Annotated in this window: 15 protein-coding genes; 9 read left to right on the top strand and 6 right to left on the bottom strand. The window is 55.4% G+C overall.

Annotated features, from left to right (window positions below):
• The first annotated feature begins 21 nt into the window (after window positions 1–21).
• From QWY83_RS09375 to QWY83_RS09350, 6 genes are all read left to right on the top strand, one after another.
• Window positions 22–1,230, top strand: coding sequence for a tyrosine-type recombinase/integrase (locus tag QWY83_RS09375; protein WP_249945191.1), 1,209 nt, complete (start codon window positions 22–24; stop codon window positions 1,228–1,230).
• The gene (locus QWY83_RS09370) at window positions 1,214–1,771 is read left to right on the top strand and encodes a hypothetical protein (protein ID WP_249945192.1); all 558 of its coding nucleotides are present in this window, start codon (window positions 1,214–1,216) and stop codon (window positions 1,769–1,771) included. The genes QWY83_RS09375 and QWY83_RS09370 overlap by 17 nt, the downstream gene beginning before the upstream one ends.
• Before the next feature lie 74 nt (window positions 1,772–1,845).
• Window positions 1,846–2,037, top strand: a complete 192-nt coding sequence (locus tag QWY83_RS09365) for a helix-turn-helix transcriptional regulator (protein ID WP_249945193.1) — start codon at window positions 1,846–1,848, stop codon at window positions 2,035–2,037.
• A gap of 71 nt (window positions 2,038–2,108) precedes the next feature.
• Entirely contained in the window at window positions 2,109–2,729 is a 621-nt protein-coding gene (locus QWY83_RS09360; protein ID WP_249945194.1) for a hypothetical protein, read from the top strand.
• Complete coding sequence (locus QWY83_RS09355; RefSeq protein ID WP_249945195.1) at window positions 2,729–4,459, top strand: DNA polymerase; 1,731 nt, start codon at window positions 2,729–2,731, stop codon at window positions 4,457–4,459. Before QWY83_RS09360 ends, QWY83_RS09355 begins: the two co-directional genes overlap by 1 nt.
• A 102-nt stretch (window positions 4,460–4,561) precedes the next feature.
• Window positions 4,562–4,885, top strand: a complete 324-nt coding sequence (locus QWY83_RS09350) for a hypothetical protein (RefSeq protein WP_249945196.1) — start codon at window positions 4,562–4,564, stop codon at window positions 4,883–4,885.
• Between the two features lie 701 nt (window positions 4,886–5,586).
• Here the strand turns inward: QWY83_RS09350 and QWY83_RS09345 are convergent.
• Complete coding sequence (locus QWY83_RS09345) at window positions 5,587–6,348, bottom strand: DeoR/GlpR family DNA-binding transcription regulator (protein WP_067551617.1); 762 nt, start codon at window positions 6,346–6,348, stop codon at window positions 5,587–5,589.
• A gap of 175 nt (window positions 6,349–6,523) precedes the next feature.
• On the opposite strand from QWY83_RS09345, the gene glpD reads away from it, so the two are divergent.
• Window positions 6,524–8,092, top strand: coding sequence for a glycerol-3-phosphate dehydrogenase (glpD, locus tag QWY83_RS09340; RefSeq protein ID WP_067551614.1), 1,569 nt, complete (start codon window positions 6,524–6,526; stop codon window positions 8,090–8,092).
• Window positions 8,089–9,573 (top strand): glycerol kinase GlpK, encoded by a 1,485-nt coding sequence (gene glpK, locus QWY83_RS09335; RefSeq protein ID WP_067551611.1) that lies wholly within the window; start codon window positions 8,089–8,091, stop codon window positions 9,571–9,573. The genes glpD and glpK overlap by 4 nt, the downstream gene beginning before the upstream one ends.
• 36 nt (window positions 9,574–9,609) lie before the next feature.
• On the opposite strand, the gene QWY83_RS09330 is transcribed toward glpK, so the two are convergent.
• From QWY83_RS09330 to QWY83_RS09310, 5 genes are read right to left on the bottom strand one after another with little or no spacing between them, the layout of a single operon-like run.
• Complete coding sequence (locus QWY83_RS09330) at window positions 9,610–11,808, bottom strand: glycoside hydrolase family 2 protein (RefSeq protein WP_232230430.1); 2,199 nt, start codon at window positions 11,806–11,808, stop codon at window positions 9,610–9,612.
• Complete coding sequence (gene dgoD, locus QWY83_RS09325) at window positions 11,780–12,928, bottom strand: galactonate dehydratase (RefSeq protein ID WP_067551608.1); 1,149 nt, start codon at window positions 12,926–12,928, stop codon at window positions 11,780–11,782. Before dgoD ends, QWY83_RS09330 begins: the two co-directional genes overlap by 29 nt.
• Window positions 12,929–12,940: 12 nt before the next feature.
• Window positions 12,941–13,855, bottom strand: coding sequence for a Gfo/Idh/MocA family protein (locus tag QWY83_RS09320; protein WP_067551606.1), 915 nt, complete (start codon window positions 13,853–13,855; stop codon window positions 12,941–12,943).
• The gene (locus QWY83_RS09315) at window positions 13,855–14,910 is read right to left on the bottom strand and encodes an ABC transporter ATP-binding protein (protein WP_067551603.1); all 1,056 of its coding nucleotides are present in this window, start codon (window positions 14,908–14,910) and stop codon (window positions 13,855–13,857) included. Before QWY83_RS09315 ends, QWY83_RS09320 begins: the two co-directional genes overlap by 1 nt.
• Before the next feature lie 20 nt (window positions 14,911–14,930).
• On the bottom strand, window positions 14,931–15,725 hold the full coding sequence (locus QWY83_RS09310; RefSeq protein ID WP_067551600.1) for an IclR family transcriptional regulator: 795 nt from the start codon (window positions 15,723–15,725) through the stop codon (window positions 14,931–14,933).
• 123 nt (window positions 15,726–15,848) lie between these two features.
• Between QWY83_RS09310 and QWY83_RS09305 the strand changes: the two genes are divergently transcribed.
• Complete coding sequence (locus QWY83_RS09305) at window positions 15,849–17,087, top strand: ABC transporter substrate-binding protein (RefSeq protein WP_156529614.1); 1,239 nt, start codon at window positions 15,849–15,851, stop codon at window positions 17,085–17,087.
• Window positions 17,088–17,145 lie beyond the last annotated feature (58 nt).

The following is a 17,145-nucleotide window of genomic DNA, read 5'->3' as shown; positions in this document are numbered from 1 at the left end:
TGGCTACAATTGGTATACAGAATGGCCTTGAAGTTTCGTGAGTTGGAGGGGCTGGCTCAGCAGCACGAAGAGCAATGGGTCCCCGATGGCACCCCCAACCTTTATGTGTTTTGTAGGTCCTCTGGGCGGATGTCCTGGGTCTGCCGCATCACTATTGGGGGTAAGAGAACAAATCTCACGCTTGGCACGTGGCCTGACCTGAAAGCGGATGTGGCACGCCAGGTTACCGGTGTGATCAAGGGTTTGGTTGGGGCCGGTTATAGTGCGCAGGTTATCAAGTCTGCCTTAGGTGTGACTGTAGACCCAATTGCTCTGCAGCGTCTGGTGATCACTGGGCGATTGAGTGACCATGACGCCCCGCCAACTTTCGAGGAGGTTGCGCGTGATTGGTATGAAAACCATTTAAAGGCTGGTTTATCTGAAGGTGCTTACAAGCGTCAGGTAATCCAACAGCTCGAAGACTATGTTTTTCCGGCTTTGGGCACGCGACCTGTTAATCAAATTAAACGACGAGAGATCGTTGAGACTTTGAAAGATATCTGGCTCACTAAGCCGCCTTCAGGGAAGAAACTACGCGGCAATGTGGAGCGGATATTTGACTATGCCGTGGATCAGGAATTCTTGGAGTTTAATCCCTGTCCTCCAGTGCGCTCGATGCCCAAGCAGAATTACGTTGAGAAGCATTTCGACGCTTTGACGCCAGAGCAGGCCCCCGCGATGTGGCGCTGGTTAAATGACCACGTCGGATTGCGTGACCAAACTCGATATGGGCTGATGCTTGTATTGTTGACTGGTAAACGCTCAAGCGAGGTCCGTCATATGGAGTGGGGGCATATTGATCTCAATAGAGGCATTTGGACGACCCCTGCAGAGGGCATGAAGATGCGTAAAGAACATCGGCAGCCGTTGAGCCGTCAAGTTCTCGCACTTCTTCACGAACTTCAACAAGTTTCAGGTGGAAGACGATATGTGCTTGGGAATGCGAAGGACCGAGTGATGTCGGAGAATGCGATGCTTTATGCAATCAAAGAGTTCTCGGATGTAACGGTCCATGGATTGCGGGCTACTCTCGGGTCATGGATGGCTGAGAATGGTGTCCGCAAGATTGTCGCTGATTTTGTCAAAGCGCATCAGCCAAAATCATTTGACGTCGCCTATCAACGGTCTGATCTGTTGGAAGAGCGTCGCGATGTCCTGCAGAGGTGGGCGGATTATGTCAGCGCTGACTGATCGTATCAAAAAAAGCAAATTACGGCCAAGTTGGCGAGAGATGAGCCGGGATGAATTGGTGGCTGCGGTTCGGGCAGAACGTCAGGACCATCTTGTTCAAACAAATATCGATTGGGAGAGTATGCTCTTAAGTTTCCTGCGCAATAATGATGAAGCATTATTGAGCTTGGATTTTCACAGCACTCCGACAGAGGGAACGAAGCGCGCAGTCGCACGAGCCCTCAAAGAGCGTATTTCTGTGCCTCCTGACCTTCTTGCATGGCTCGGAGCTGAGATATTGGAGCCAGCTAAGAAGAAGCGAGGCAGGCGTCCAATGTCTTTTCGCAATCATGAGCTTAGGCGTCTGGTAAAGATTGTTCACGAGAATACGAACCTGCCAATTGATGATGCGAGCCATTTCGCGCCTGATACGGCAATTGCTGTGGTTGCAGAAGTGTTTGGGATGGAGCAGTCGACCGCGTTCGAAGCGTATTACGATTATAATAGATTGATAAATATAGAAAATGCTGAGGTCTCCCACGTAGGGAAAAAAGAAGGTTAATTATCCCGACGTCACAGACCCTTCGGGGGTGACTACGATGAGTCGCATAAAGTTCACCTTGCACAGGAGCTACTATGCGCCCAACTCGAATTATCCGCCTGAAAGAGGCCCTTTATCGCACAGGTTACACTCGTGCGGGCTGGTATCGCGCCATGCATCGCGATCCGCTCTTCCCACAACCTGTCAAACTAAGCCAGCGCTGCATCGGGTTTCGCGAGGCTGACATCGATGCATTGATTGAGCGTCTCTCTGCACAGCCTGTTTGAGGTTGGCTGGTCGCTGCAATCTCCCAATTTGCCACTTTAACGTTCCGTGAAAATTCAACTGAAACAGTTGGATGGACGGAAAACTTAACCTTAACGGAGGGACATTTATGTCTATCGACCACCACGCAAATCCGTTTGACCCAGAACAATTCCGTGTCAGTGACAGCTTAGGAATTACTGGCGATGGTATCAAAAAAGAACTGACCCATGTTCGCGTTGGTAAGCCTAAAAAATCTTCCTTCTTCCGCGCTCACCCAGATGAGATTTATCGTATTCCGGTAAGTGTTATTGCAGACGACAGTGGTGGCATGAAGGACGAGTATCTCGTCATGCCAAACATCGCGTTTCAATATGCTGAGGAAACCACACCGAAACTTCTCGTTCTGTGTGTAGACAAGATGGGCATACCGTTCCTCTGGCTCGCACCGCGCGTTGTAGACGACAGCCCAATGCGAACCAATCTGTGGAATGAGACGGCTTTGAAGGGACTTGAGCTCGCTCTTTCGAAATGGGTGCGCCTTTCGGCCAATATGCAAGAGGGTTGCTATACAGTGCACACCGCTGGAGCGGAGCCTGACCCAGTCTGGCCAGACCTTACGATGGCACAATTAATCGAGTTGGGTTTTGGAGAAGAGAAGATCATTCGTAGTGATCAGCATCCGCTCATACGCAAGCTGCTGGGGCGCGACTAATGGACTGGATGCAAATCTATAAATCGATCTTTGTGTTGGACTTTGAGTTCATAGCAAATGACGGTGAACGCCCAACTCCGGTTTGCATGGTGGTGACGAATGTCACCACCAACACCACGGAACAATATTGGATAGATGACCTCGATGAATGTCCCTTACCAACCGGTCCGGAGCATCTGTTCGTTGGCTACTTTGCATCTGCCGAATGGGGCTGCTTCTTGCAGCTGGGATGGGACATACCTGAGCGTATTATCGATCTATATGCTGAATACCGTTTACACATGAATGGCCGGGTTGCTCTTGCTCGGGGCAATGGGCTCATCAATGCTTGTAAGAGCTTTGGTATCAGTGCGATGGAAGCTTCGGAAAAGACTGCGATGCGAGACCTCATCTTAAGGGGCGGACCTTGGAGCGAGCAGGAACGTAAATCTATCCTCGATTATTGTGCAGCAGATGTAGAGATCACGGCAAAGCTCTTCTTGAAAATGTGGCCCATTTTTGCCCCAACAGAGGTAAAGCTTGGGCAAGCTTTGTTTAGGGGTCGATACACAGCAGCTGTCGCGCGCATGGAGCATGCTGGTGTCCCAATGGATGTAGGGCTTCACGCGCAGCTCGTAGAACGTTGGCCTTCCTTAAAAGATCGCCTGATTGCCGAAGTTGACAAGGACTATGGTGTGTATCAAGGCGCCGTCTTTAAGACATCTTTGTTTGAAGCGTGGCTAAAAACGCAGGCTATTTCTTGGCCTCGCACCGCAAATGGAAAGCCTAAGTTAGATGATGCAACGTTTCGCGATCTAGCGTTGAAGCATCCTCAGCTACGCGCTTTACGTGAATTGCGGAAGACAATGTCGCAAATGCAGACCCTTAAGCTTGCTGTCGGCAAGGATGGGCGCAACCGGACGTTACTTGGCCCCTTCGGGTCGAAGACCGGGCGCAACCAGCCGTCAACCACTCGCTTCATCTTTGGGAATGCGGCATGGCTTCGGTCGTTGATTAAGCCTGCTCCAGGGCGCGGCTTAGCCTATGTGGACTACTCCAGTCAGGAGATTGCAATCGCGGCAGCTTTGAGTGGCGATCAAAACATGTGGGCGGCATACAGCTCAGGCGACCCTTACATGGCATTCGCCATACAGGCTGGACTGGCGCCCGAGGGGGCAACGAAGGCAACCCACAAAGATATCCGTAATCAGTGCAAGCAAATTGTGCTGGGTGTTGGATATGGCATGGGTGCTGAAGCAATGGCGGGCGCAGGTGGCATTCATGTCGTTCAAGCGCGTGGGTTACTGCAAAGTCACAAGATGACTTATCGGGAGTTCTGGGCTTGGGCCGAAAGAAATCAGCTTCACGCGTTAATGCAAGACACTTTGCGCACCCCGTTGGGTTGGGAGATCAAGTTAGCTGATGACCCTGATCCAAATGAGAGAAGCTTGCTGAATTGGCCGATGCAATCAACCGGAGCTGATATCATGCGTTTGGCGGCGTGTCTGCTGACAGAGGCAGGTATCGAGGTCTGTTGTCCTGTCCATGACGCGTTCTTGGTTGGATATTCTTTGGGAGATCAGGAGCGGGTTGTTCGGGAAACCTGTAATTTGATGGTTGAAGCTTCCCGAATTGTTTTAGGCGCTGAGTATCCCTGTCGGGTGGATGTCGAGGCGATCAGTTACCCAGACCGATATTCCGACGAGCGTGGTGAGGCGATGTTCGCGCAGGTCTCACGGCTTCTCGAGTAAGTGCACACAAAGGCTGGTTTCGGCCCAAGGGTAGGCCGAAACCTTCCGACCCGGTGTAACTTACTCAATTACTTAACCTTAATTATATAAGGGTCTCTCCAGATGGCTCGTCCTTACAGAACTTCAGCCCGTTACCTATGTCTGCATTTAGATGGGTGTCATCATATTGTGCCGGATTGGTTGATGGTCTTTTTTGAGATTGCTCGTCAGGTGAAGGTCCAGAAGATTGATGTGGGTGGCCAGCTGACGTTGCGTTCACCAATTTGGAAATCTGCGGGCGTGGAGAGTTTAGATCGCCGAAAGAAAATATTGGCGCATCTCGAGACTAAAATCCCCTCTGACATTCTTCGCTTTGATAGAGGGAGAGGGCGGTCACCAGTTGCTTTTATCGGGCCGAATTTAATGGCTTGCCTGAGCGGCGCGTAGCGGCTCTCTGGTGCGTGTGGTGTGTGGGTCGATGGCGGGTGGCTAAGATTACAGCTTGCCTCTCTAGCGCCCCTCTCACGAGCCCTACGGGTCCTTCTGGAAGAGCCGCGTTGCGAGTGGTTCGGGCCGCTGACTTTGGCTAGCGATGGGGTGTCCTATAGGGAGGTCAACAGGCCCCTCGGAAATTAAGCGAGCCGGTGAATTACTTTTGGGTCACCAAAGAACCTCTGGTTCGAATCTTGTTGCCACCGCCATTTCCCCTTTACAAAACTTACAACTAAATGCGCTTGTCGAAATTTCCTTTTGTATCCAAAGGGACTTAGCGGCGCTCAAGGGGCTGCTGAGAACAAATATTTGGTCAAAATCGTTCTCAACCGTCGATTTGTCTCAAAACCAACGAACCTCGTGGGTTTGAGGTCGTTGGTCAAAAGTTGTTTATTATTAGCATCTTGGGGAAATCTTATTTTACTAAAGTTTTAGATTAAAAGTCCTTGCCAATCGATCCAATAAAATTAGCGAATGGTTTGGCTATATTGAGGAAAATTTATGGCCTTGGGTACGTAGCGGCCGTTCGTGCCGTCCGTAGCGAAAGTCGGGACTTTTCATATTTGTTGAGCATGTTTTCGATCTATCGTGTCGCCTCAAATTAACTCTTTTGAGAACAGAGCCGTTACGACACTGAAGCTACCCCAATAAAAGTATTAGGACGCATAGGCGACGGTTGTGCCCCATGATTCGCATGACGTAGCCAGTTCTGATGCAAGTGGGTGATCAGTAAAGAGGGTATCGATAGCAGAAAGTGAGGCTATCCGTGCTGGTGCACTGCGAACGAATTTGGTGTGATCGGCGACCAGAAACGTTTTGCGCGATTGCCGGATGATGGTCTGGCTAACGCTTACCTCCTGGATGTCGAAGTCCAACAGGTCTCCGTCCGCATCAAGAGCCGAACACCCTATCACGGCCAAATCGAATTTGAATTGCCGAATCGTGTCGGCGGCCAGATTGCCGATCAACCCGCCATCGGCCCTGCGCAGGCTACCGCCTGTGACAAGGATTTCGCAATGCGGGTTTGCCACCAGAATATTCGCCACGTTCATATTATTGGTTACCACCATCAGATTGCGGTGGTTCATCAATTCACGCGCAACAGCCTCGGTCGAGGTGCCTATATTGAGGAAAAGCGAGATATCGTTCGGAATGTGGCTCGCGCAGGTGCGGGCAATCGCCTGTTTGGTGCTGGAATTCAGGACCCTGCGTTCTTCATAACCGATGTTCGTTGTCCCCGATGGCAGTACCGCGCCACCATGCACCCGTTCCAATTGCCCTGCCTCGGCCAGATAGGTGAGGTCGCGCCGGATGGTTTGCAATGTCACTCCGAAATGTGCGGCTAGCCCGTCGACGGTGACTTTGCCGTCACGGCGGGCGATCTCGAGCATTTCAGGATGACGAAACGTCTGCGACATGGGTTCGTGTGCTTTCGAGTTGTGGGCTTATCCCTTCAGAAAGCCAAAGATAATGTCGAATGCAACCGGAATCGCAATTTTTTAGCGTCGAATTAGAATAAAACCGAAAATTCAGTTGCGTAGCGCTCCTCTGCTGAAGATAAAGCGAACAAATTCGCGCATTTGGGGGATTCTCATGGACCAACAGTCCGAACAAGTGACCGACCTGTTCATCATCGGGGGTGGCATCAATGGGTGCGGGATTGCGCGGGATGCTTCGGGACGTGGGTATTCTGTGACCCTGGCCGAAATGGACGATCTTGCGTCGGCAACCTCGTCGGCTTCGACGAAGCTGTTTCATGGCGGGCTGCGCTACCTGGAATATTTCGAATTCCGTCTGGTGAAAGAGGCGCTCATCGAACGGGAAATCCTCTTGAAGGCTATGCCGCATATCAGTTGGGCCATGCGATTTGTGTTGCCTTATCATAAAGATATGCTGTTCGAGTCCGATACGCCTGCGTCGCGGCTGTTGCGATTGGTCATGCCATGGATGAAGGGGCGGCGACCCGGTTGGCTGATCCGATTGGGGTTGTTCCTCTACGACAATCTGGGTGGGCGCGAGGTTCTGCTGGGGACTAAGACGATAGGTCTGCAGGGCACAGCCGAAGGTGCCCCGCTGAATGCGCGGTTCGAAAAGGCCTATGAATATTCGGATTGCTGGGTCGAGGATTCACGGCTCGTCGCGCTTAATGCCCGAGATGCCGAAATGCGTGGTGCGATGATACTGACGCGGACCAAAGTGGTTTCGGCGGTGCGCGAAGGCGATCTTTGGCGCATCGAAACGAGCAATAACGAAAATGGGGCAACCGCTATCCATTATGCGCGGATGCTGGTGAATGCCGCCGGTCCATGGGTTGGCAACGTGATCCACAACGTCGCGCGGCTGGAAACAAAAGACAACGTCAGGCTCGTACGCGGGAGCCATATCGTCACACGCAAACTCTATGACCACGATAAATGTTACTTCTTTCAGGGTCAGGATGGACGGATCATCTTCGCAATTCCCTATGAAACCGATTTTACTTTGATTGGCACGACCGATGCCGAACATGCCGATGCTAACGATCCGGCGGTCTGCACAGAAGCCGAGCGGGACTATCTGATCGGGTTTGCGAACGGCTATTTCGAAAAGCAGATCACTCCTGGTGACGTCGTCTGGACCTATTCCGGTGTGCGGCCGCTTTATGATGACGGGGCCAGCAGCGCGACAGCCGCCACCCGCGACTATACCCTGCGAGTGGATCGTAACGGTGCGCCGGTTCTGAATATTTTCGGTGGTAAAATCACCACCTACCGGCGTCTGGCGGAAAGTGCACTTGAGCAGATAAATGAGTGTTTGCAGCAACATAATCGACCTTGGACTGCTGGTGTTCCCCTGGCGGGCGGCGATTTTGATGCCGACGAGTTCGATGCTCTGGTCGCGGACCTCTTGGCGCGGTTCGAGTTCCTGGATGATCGCTGGGCGCGGCGGTTGGTTCGGGCCTATGGCACAGAGGCGCAGGATATCCTGGCTGGTGCGGAGACTGCCGAAGATCTGGGTCGGAATTTCGGCGCGAGTCTGACAGAAGCAGAGGTGATCTGGCTAATCGAGCATGAATTTGCCCAAACCGCCGAAGACATTCTCTGGCGGCGGAGTAAACTGGGCTTGCGCATGACAGCCGGAGAAATAGCTGCTCTGGAGGCGTGGTTGAGGGAGGAAAAATGACATTCATTTTGGCGATTGATCAGGGCACGACCTCTACGCGGGCGATTGTGTTCAATCAGGCCTTGTCCGTGGTTGCCTCGGCGCAGGAAGAGTTTCCGCAGATCTATCCGGCGAGCGGTTGGGTCGAACATGATCCTGCTGATCTTTGGGCGACCACGGCTGCAACATGCCGTGCGGCCATCGAACGGGCTGGTATCTCTATTGGGGATGTGGCCTCGATCGGGTTGACCAACCAACGCGAAACCACGCTGGTCTGGGACCGCAAAACCGGCAAACCGGTCTACAACGCTATCGTCTGGCAAGACCGCCGGACCGTGCAATTCTGTGCCGGACTGCGTGCCGAAGGGTTTGAGGAGACGGTAACAGACCGGACCGGTTTACTCTTGGACCCTTACTTTTCCGGCACAAAACTGTCGTGGATCCTCGACAATGTTGATGGTGCAAGGGCGCGAGCAGAGAAGGGCGAGTTGGCCTTTGGCACTGTGGACAGCTGGCTGGTCTGGAACCTGACAGGCGGCAAACGCCATGTCACGGACGCCACGAACGCAGCTCGTACAATGCTTTACGATATCCGCAATGGTCGGTGGTCAAAAACAATTTGCGACAGCCTCGGCGTGCCAATTGATATGCTGCCCGAGGTTCTGGATTGCGCGGCCGACTTTGGTGAAACCCGTGCCGACCTATTTGGGAGATCGATTCCGATCACGGGCATTGCGGGCGATCAGCAGGCGGCGACTGTCGGGCAGGCCTGCTTCGAGCCGGGTATGATGAAGTCGACCTATGGCACGGGGTGCTTTGCGCTTTTGAATACGGGGTCTGTTCCAGTGCGGTCGAACAACCGACTCCTTACTACGATTGCCTATCAGATAGACGGCAAGACTACCTACGCCCTCGAAGGGTCGATCTTTATCGCCGGTGCGGCTGTTCAGTGGCTTCGCGACGGTTTGAAGATCATCCGTGATGCAAAAGAAACCCAGCCGCTTGCCGAACAGGCCGATTTAGAGCAGGGGGTGATGCTTGTCCCTGCCTTTACCGGACTGGGCGCGCCCTATTGGAATGCCGAATGCCGTGGCGCCGTGTTGGGGTTGACCCGCAATTCCGGCCCTGCGGAATTCGCTCGGGCTGCGCTGGAAAGTGTGGGCTTTCAGACCCGTGACCTGCTCGAGGCGATGAAGACCGATTGGGGTGGCGACGGGCGGACTACGCTGCGGGTCGATGGTGGGATGAGCGCGTCGGATTTCACGATGCAGTTCGTGGCCGATATTATCGATGTGCCGGTCGACCGGCCAACCGTGCTGGAAACCACCGCAAAAGGAGCGGCATGGCTGGCCGGTTACAAGGCCGGCATCTATCCATCGCCCACCGGTTTCGCGGCATCCTGGGCGCGGGACCGGCAGTTTGTACCGGTGATGGACAGTCAGGATCGCGACGCCAGATACGGCCGATGGAAACGGGCCGTCACCGCGACGATGGCGTTTTGAACAAAGATGCCGGAACCTTGGTCCGGCATCTTTGTTTTAGTGAAGGACGATTTGCGTTTCGACGGGATCAAAGCGCGGGGTTTTCACCGTGATCGTGACGGTACCCGCGCCGGTTGGGCGAAGCCAGAAACCGGCTGTCCCACCGGCAAGAACGGTGGTCTCGGGGCCGATCAGCGTGGCAGGGCCGTCCAGCGTGACCGTGACTGGATCGTTCAGGAACATCAATTTGTGGCCCGCCTGATCGAGTGCGCGGACAATCACACGGATTTCGCCATCCTCGGCTGCGGCTTCGGTGACATCGGGCGCAACAATCAGCCTTTGCGGCAGGTTGTCGGCAGGATAGACATGTTCCGCGACCGCTTTGCCGTCTACGAAACCGGTGACGCGGCCTGCGTGCCAGCTTTGCCCCCAACTGCCCAGTTCCTCGGCCGAGAAGTGGCGATCGTCGATGATAACCGGCGGGTGCTCGAGATGCGGGAACCGTTCGCGATCAGGGCCGACGCGTTTGACAACGTTGGCATAGGACAGTTCGACCTCGTCGCAGTTTGTGAGGATCACCAATGGCAACACGCCGCCAATGTTGCGTTCCCCACGCGCCCAGACGGTGACGGGTTCCATCACGATGCCTTCGGATGGGGCTTTCTGACTGGCATAGACATAGGCCGCAAATTTCGGTTCGCGGAAAATCGTCATCACGCCGTGATGGCAGATACGGTCGCCCGCGCCGAAATCCTTGTGGGTGTTATAGTCGAACATGCACCAGCCGATGCAGCCCGCAATCCGGTCGTCGCCCATCGCCGCGTTGAGAACATCGGCGTGCCGCAGCACGTGTTCGGTCTGACGCTCTTCGGGATCGCCCGCTTTGGTCGGATACATGTGACCGTTATATTCGGTGACAAGATAAGGAACGTTGCGATCCAGACCTGTTACTTCCTTTTGGCCGCGCAGCGGAGTGCGCGGGCGGTTGTTGCCCGGCATCTCGAATTCGCCAAGCACGAAGTCGTTCATTGTGTAAACGTCTTCAAGCAGTTCGCTATCCGGAATGCAGCGCACGCCGCCGGTCGGTCGGGTGGTGTCCAGTGCCTTGGCGGCGACGTTGGTGCGGATATAGAAATCGTGGTCATCGGGGCTTTCGTTGATGCGGACGCCCCAGATGATGATCGACGGGTGGTTCCAGTCGCGCCGGATCATCCGTTCGACGTTGGCCACCGATTCATCCTTCCAGCTTTCGCCGCCGATGTGCTGCCAGCCAGGGATTTCCTCGAACACGAGGAGGCCGATTTCGTCACAGCGATCCAGGAAGTAATGGCTTTGAGGATAATGCGAGGTGCGCACGATGTTGCACGCCAGATCGTATTTCAGGATCTCGGCGTCCTTTTCCTGCGACCGCTTGCCTTGGGCATAGCCGGAATAGGGGAACGACTGGTGGCGGTTCAGGCCGCGCAGTTTCAGCGGTTCGCCATTCAAAAGGAATCCGTTCGGGGTCCATTCGACTGACCGGAAACCAAACCGTTCGATCACCCGATCGCCCGAGGGGATCGCCACTTCGGCCGTGTAAAGCGCCGGATCAGTGGTGGACCACAGGCGGGCCGCGAGGCCGGTGATCGTCACGGTGCCGTTGCCGGTCGCTTGACCGATTGCAATGCCTTCCGCATCGCAGATCGTGACGGTCGCCTCTTCATCGGTATCGACCAGCACTCGCACGGTTTTGGTGGCGGCGAGCACATCCGGCGTTTCGATCTTGACGCTCCGGATACGCGACGCGGGAAATTCGCAAAGCCAGCAATCGCGGTAGATGCCCGCGTAGGTCAGGTAGTCGATCCGACCTCCGAACGGCGGGATTTTCGGATTTTCCGATCCGTCGATCCGCACCGTGACAAGGTTGCGGCCTTGCACCAGTGGCACGGTGAATGGGGTGTAGCCATCGCGGTGACGCGTGACCAGTTCGCCGTTGACCCAAACATGCGCATCGGCCATCGCTGCGTCAAAGCGAAGCTCTGCGACCATATCCGACATGTTGTCGATCACCCGCTGGTAGGTGAATGTCTTCCAATAGGAGGTTTCGTCGAAATAGTTCAGCGGCAGGTCGACTGCGTTGTGGGGGAGTGTCACGCTTTCGCCGCTGACCGGTTGCGTTGTCCAAGCTGCGTCAAAACCGCAGGCAAACGTCCAGTCGTCGTTCAGTTTTGTTTCGGCACGCATCATATCACCATTCTGCAAAGCTGCCGTCGGCATGGCGCCAGACGGGGTTGCGCCAGCGGTGGCCTTCTGTGGCCGCGCGGCGGACTTTCTCTTCGTTTACTTCGATGCCAAGGCCCGGTCCCTGCGGGATCGCGACAAAGCCGTCCTTGTACTCAAACACGCTGCGATCCACGATGTAATCCAACAGATCCGAACCCTGATTGTAGTGGATGCCCAACGACTGTTCCTGAATGAACGCGTTGTAGCAGACGGCATCCAGTTGCAGGTTGGCCGCAAGCGCGATGGGCCCAAGGGGACAATGGAGCGCGACTGCCACATCATGTGCTTCTGCCATTGCGGCGATCTTGAAGGTTTCTGTGATACCGCCCGAGTGGCTCGGGTCGGGTTGGATGATGTCCACATAGCCTTGCTGGAGGATGGTCTTGAAATCCCAGCGCGAATAAAGCCGCTCGCCCAAGGCGATCGGGGTCGAACAATGGTTGGCGATTTCTTTCAGCGCTTCGACATGTTCGGACAGCACCGGTTCTTCGATGAACATCAGGCGGAACGGTTCGAGTTCCTTGGTCAGCACCTTTGCCATCGGACGGTGTACGCGACCGTGGAAATCGATGCCGATTCCGAAATCTTGTCCCATCTCGTCGCGAATCGCCTGAACACGTTCCAGAACCTGATCGACCTTGTCGTAGGTGTCGATGATCTGGAGTTCTTCGGTCCCGTTCATTTTCACAGCGGTGAAGCCACGATCCGCACATTCGCGGGCCATACGGGCCGTATCGCCCGGACGGTCGCCGCCGATCCAGCTATAGACGCGGATCTTGTCCCGCTGTTGGCCACCCAGAAGTGCATGGACCGGCACGCCGAGGGCCTTGCCTTTGATATCCCAGAGCGCCTGATCGATCCCCGCGATGGCTGACATATGGATGCCGCCGCCGCGATAGAAACCGGCTCGATACATGACCGTCCAGTGATCCTGAATAAACGTAGGGTCTTTGCCGATGAGGTAGTCCGACATTTCGTCCACGCAAGCGGCAACAGTCTGCGCGCGGCCTTCTAGAACGGGTTCACCCCATCCGCAAATGCCTTCGTCTGTGTTGATTTTGACAAAGCACCAGCGCGGCGGGACGATAAAGGTTTCGATAGACGTGATTTTCATTTGGGTCTCCGATCAGTCGGTGAATGGGTCGGTCAGATGGTAAGCTCCACTCAGGAACGCATCCGCGACAAGGGTAAATGGAGACAGATCGACATCGCTTTGGCCCGCTGCAATGAGGTCGCGAAAGCGCGCGTAAAGTCCCGCATATTCGCGGTTCTCTCCTTGCGCGACAATTACACCGTCGATGCTTGCAAACGCACCACCCTGATCCAGAACGAGGGTGCCTTCGGTTGTCTCGAACGTGATCCGCCAGAACTCGTCGCCGGTTTCCCGCCAGTCAAAATTCGCAGTGATCGGGGTAGAGCCCGATTTCATCACAAGGTCTGCTGCAATTGGGGTTTGGCGACCGATAGGGACGTAGAGGTCCGCTTTTGTCATTAAGACATCTTTGACGAGGGCTGTCAGGATGGACAGGGCGTTGATGCCAGGATCAAAGACCCCCAGGCCGCCTGCTTGCCAGATCCATTCCTGTCCAGGATGCCATTTGCGCACGTCCTCGCGCCAATCGATATGGATGGAGCGGATTGTTTTGCCTGCCAGCCACGATCTGACAAAAGGAACCGCTGCTGCTTCGCGCGAATGCCATGTCGCGAAGAGCGTCACGCCCTGGCGGACGGCTTCACGGCGTAGGGCGTCCAACTCGGAAAGGGTCGCGCCCGGGGGCTTTTCCAGCATCAGATGACGGCCAGACTCCAGCGCCGCCATAGCTTGTTCGAACCTGCCCTGAGGCGGGGTGCACAGCGTGATCGCGTTCAACGACGGCTCAATCGCCAGCATCGTATGGATGTTGGTATAGCTTTGTACGTCTGCTGTCGCGTTGCGGCTTGCGACCGCGCAAAGGTCGATACCATCCGTCGCGGCGATGGCAGGCAGGTGCTGTGCTCGCGCGATGGTGCCAAGGCCGACCAGCCCGATTCGGAGCGACATCAGCGCAACCGCAGTTCGGTTTTCGCGTCGAACAGATAGGCGCGCGCGGGATCGAATGTGACACCCATGCGATCCCCCATTTTGACGGCGGCCTTTGTGCGATCCTCGACGATCAGTGTTTCTCCCGTCGCGGCACGTAGGTGGATGTAGGACACACCGCCGAGTGCCTCGACCAGTTCAACGGTCATGGAGCCGTCGTTGGTCACGGTCAGTAATTCGGGGCGTAGGCCCACGGTTATATCGGCCCCGGCTTCAGGAAGCGTGATCGCGGTTGGGAAAGAGGCATCGAAGGCAGCGACGTTGACGGCACCTTTCAAGGCCTGACCTTTGAGAAAGTTCATCGATGGCGAACCGATGAACCCGGCCACAAATTTGTTGTCGGGATCTTCATACAGCTGCATCGGTGCGCCGACCTGTTCGATATGGCCCGCGCGCAGGACGACGATTTTGTCGGCCATGGTCATCGCTTCGACCTGGTCGTGGGTTACATAGATCATCGTCGCGCCGATTTCGCGGTGCAGGCGGGCGATCTCGGTCCGCATTTCCACGCGCAGTTCCGCATCAAGGTTCGACAGGGGTTCGTCGAACAGGAACACCTTGGGGCCGCGGACAATAGCGCGACCGATGGCAACGCGCTGGCGCTGGCCACCCGAAAGTGCGGCCGGTTTGCGATCCATCAGCGGGTCAAGTTTCAGGATACGCGCGGCTTCATCAACTTTGGACTTGATCTCCGCTTTGGGATGGCCGGTCATTTTAAGGCCGAAACCCATGTTTTCGCGCACCGTCATATGAGGGTACAAAGCATAGGTCTGGAACACCATGGCAACGCCACGGTCGGCGGCATCCGCGTGGGTGACATTATCCCCGCCGATCTCGACCTGACCGTCCGTCGTGGTTTCAAGTCCGGCAATCATACGCAGCAATGTGGATTTGCCGCAGCCCGAAGGCCCGACGAAAACGCAGAACTCGCCATGTTCGATGTCCAGATCGACCCCGTGGATCACTTCGACCTCGCCAAATCGTTTGACGATATTTCTGAGCGTTACTCCTGACACTTAATGTCCTCCCAAGCGTATTATTTCTGTTCCGGGAACCGCCAGGCATTGGCGGCGTCGGCAATTTTGGCGGCGGTTTCGCGCACGAGCGGTGCGTAGGACATCAGTCGCGCGCGGTCTGATGCGTCGGCGGTCGTGATGGATAGCGCGCCCATGATCCGACCGGCAGACGACAATATCGGAGCGGCGATGCAGCGGATACCCATTTCGTGTTCTTCGTCATCCCACGCGAACCCACGGGCGCGGATGTTGGCAAGTTCGGCCCGCAGGCTTTCGTCGGTGGTCAGTGTGTTCGCGGTAAAGCGGTGGAACGACTGGCGCGAAATGGCATCGGCGAGTTTCTCTTCGGGCAGGTGGGCCAGCATCGCCTTGCCGACGCCTGTGCAATAGGCGGGGCCGATCTTGCCCGATTGCGAGAACATCTCGACAGGGCGTTTGGCGTTCCGCTTGTCCACGTATAGCACCATTCCCTGATCCAACTGGGCAAGGTGGATGGTTTCGCCGGTGGCTGCCGACAGGGCATCCAGATCCGGCGCGGCAATCGGGGCAAGGCTGCTTTGCGCCCACGCAGCATGGGCCAGACGCACTAGTCGCAGGCCCGGCGCATAGGTCTGCCGATCCTCGTCATAGTTCAACATGCCCTGATTGGTCAGCGACTGGATGAAACGGAAAAGCGTTGCTTTCGGCAGGCCGGCCTTGGGCATCAGTTCCGAAAACCGGACGGGGCGCCCTAATTCCGCAACAAGGTCCAGCACCGCAAGCGTACGGCCTACGGTTCCATCCTGTTTCGATTTCTGTGGATCGGCGTCAGCCATGGCTCCCCTCCATTTGACTGTTGACAGCTTGGTTGATTCGCGACAATGTTTCAATATCCAAAATTTGGTTCCATAATGTGAAACCTAGCATATTGAATCATGGATCATCAAGGGAGGATAATGATGAAAGCGATGAAAACTTTTGCCGTAGCTGCGCTGATAGCTTCGGTCGCTGTTCCGGCACTCGCAGAGCAGCGTACACTTGTGTTCAACACGGATGCGTCGGATCCTGCGCCGAAGGCCGCGTTTGAACAGTTGGTGGCTGATTTCGAGGCCGCCTACCCGGAGATCGACGTTGTCGTGAACACCTTCGACCACGAAGGCTACAAGACCGCGATCCGCAACTTCCTGACCGCAGACAGCCCTGACCTTGCCAACTGGTACGCCGGTAACCGTATGCGTCCGTTCGTTGAAGTAGGTCAGTTCATCGACGTTTCCGACGTCTGGGCGGAAAATGGACTGTACGAGAGCCTTGGTTCGGCTCTGTCGTCGATGACCATCGATGGCAAGCAGTGGGGCGTGCCTTATACCTACTACCAGTGGGGCATCTACTACAACAAAGACGCTTACGCGAAAGCAGGCGTGGACGCTGCCTCGATCAAGACCTGGGATGATTTCATCTCGGCTTGTGAAAAGTTCCAGGCGGCTGGCATCGACTGTCTGACCACCGGTTCCAAGGCCCTCTGGCCGATCGCCGGTATCTTTGACTACCTCGACCTGCGCACCAACGGTTACGACTTCCACATGCAGCTGACCAGCGGCGACATCGCGTGGACCGATGATCGCGTGAAGGCCGTCTTTGCCGAATGGGCCAAGGTTCTGCCGTATACCACTGCAAACCACGCCGCGATTGACTGGCAGGATGCTGTGTCGAACATCGTTCAAGGATCGGCTGCGAACTACGTCATTGGCAACTTTGCCGTGGCCGCGTTCAAAGACGGTGGTCTGACCAACGACAATCTCGGCTTTATGCAGTTCCCGGAAATCACCCCGGGTCTGGCACGCGCCGAAGAAGCTCCGACCGACACCATTCACATTCCGGCCGGTGCCAAGAACGTCGAAGACGCTAAACTGTTCCTTGCCTTCCTTGCTTCGTCGGAAGTGCAGACCAAGATGAACGGTACCCTCGGTCAGTTGCCTATTAATAGCGGTTCAAGCGTGGGTGACGATCCCTACCTTGCTGCTGGCTTCGAGATGCTCTCGACCGCAGACGGCGGCATCGCCCAGTTCTTTGATCGTGATGCTCCGGCTGAAATGGCAAAGGCAGGTATGGAAGGCTTCCAGGAATTCATGGTCAAGCCGGAACGTCTAGATGATATCCTTGAGCGCCTCGAAAAAGTACGAGTCCGCGTCTATCAATAAAAGCAATAACGGAGGGTGGTTTTGGCTGCCCTCCGGCCTTCAAGACGACTGGGAGAAA

The organism is Marivivens donghaensis, assembly GCF_030410045.1.
In the GTDB taxonomy this organism is placed as follows: domain Bacteria; phylum Pseudomonadota; class Alphaproteobacteria; order Rhodobacterales; family Rhodobacteraceae; genus Marivivens; species Marivivens donghaensis.
The sequence above is the reverse complement of the archived record's forward strand: the minus strand, read 5'-3'. Positions and strand labels throughout refer to the sequence as shown.

What these genes read in the sequence shown, in the direction of transcription:
- QWY83_RS09375 (WP_249945191.1), top strand. Translation starts at nt 22, where the DNA reads ATGGCCTTGAAGTTTCGTGAGTTGGAGGGGCTGGCTCAGCAGCACGAA.
- QWY83_RS09370 (WP_249945192.1), top strand. Translation starts at nt 1,214, where the DNA reads ATGTCAGCGCTGACTGATCGTATCAAAAAAAGCAAATTACGGCCAAGT.
- QWY83_RS09365 (WP_249945193.1), top strand. Translation starts at nt 1,846, where the DNA reads ATGCGCCCAACTCGAATTATCCGCCTGAAAGAGGCCCTTTATCGCACA.
- QWY83_RS09360 (WP_249945194.1), top strand. Translation starts at nt 2,109, where the DNA reads ATGGACGGAAAACTTAACCTTAACGGAGGGACATTTATGTCTATCGAC.
- QWY83_RS09355 (WP_249945195.1), top strand. Translation starts at nt 2,729, where the DNA reads ATGGACTGGATGCAAATCTATAAATCGATCTTTGTGTTGGACTTTGAG.
- QWY83_RS09350 (WP_249945196.1), top strand. Translation starts at nt 4,562, where the DNA reads ATGGCTCGTCCTTACAGAACTTCAGCCCGTTACCTATGTCTGCATTTA.
- QWY83_RS09345 (WP_067551617.1), bottom strand. Translation starts at nt 6,348, where the DNA reads ATGTCGCAGACGTTTCGTCATCCTGAAATGCTCGAGATCGCCCGCCGT.
- glpD (WP_067551614.1), top strand. Translation starts at nt 6,524, where the DNA reads ATGGACCAACAGTCCGAACAAGTGACCGACCTGTTCATCATCGGGGGT.
- glpK (WP_067551611.1), top strand. Translation starts at nt 8,089, where the DNA reads ATGACATTCATTTTGGCGATTGATCAGGGCACGACCTCTACGCGGGCG.
- QWY83_RS09330 (WP_232230430.1), bottom strand. Translation starts at nt 11,808, where the DNA reads ATGCCGACGGCAGCTTTGCAGAATGGTGATATGATGCGTGCCGAAACA.
- dgoD (WP_067551608.1), bottom strand. Translation starts at nt 12,928, where the DNA reads ATGAAAATCACGTCTATCGAAACCTTTATCGTCCCGCCGCGCTGGTGC.
- QWY83_RS09320 (WP_067551606.1), bottom strand. Translation starts at nt 13,855, where the DNA reads ATGTCGCTCCGAATCGGGCTGGTCGGCCTTGGCACCATCGCGCGAGCA.
- QWY83_RS09310 (WP_067551600.1), bottom strand. Translation starts at nt 15,725, where the DNA reads ATGGCTGACGCCGATCCACAGAAATCGAAACAGGATGGAACCGTAGGC.
- QWY83_RS09305 (WP_156529614.1), top strand. Translation starts at nt 15,849, where the DNA reads ATGAAAGCGATGAAAACTTTTGCCGTAGCTGCGCTGATAGCTTCGGTC.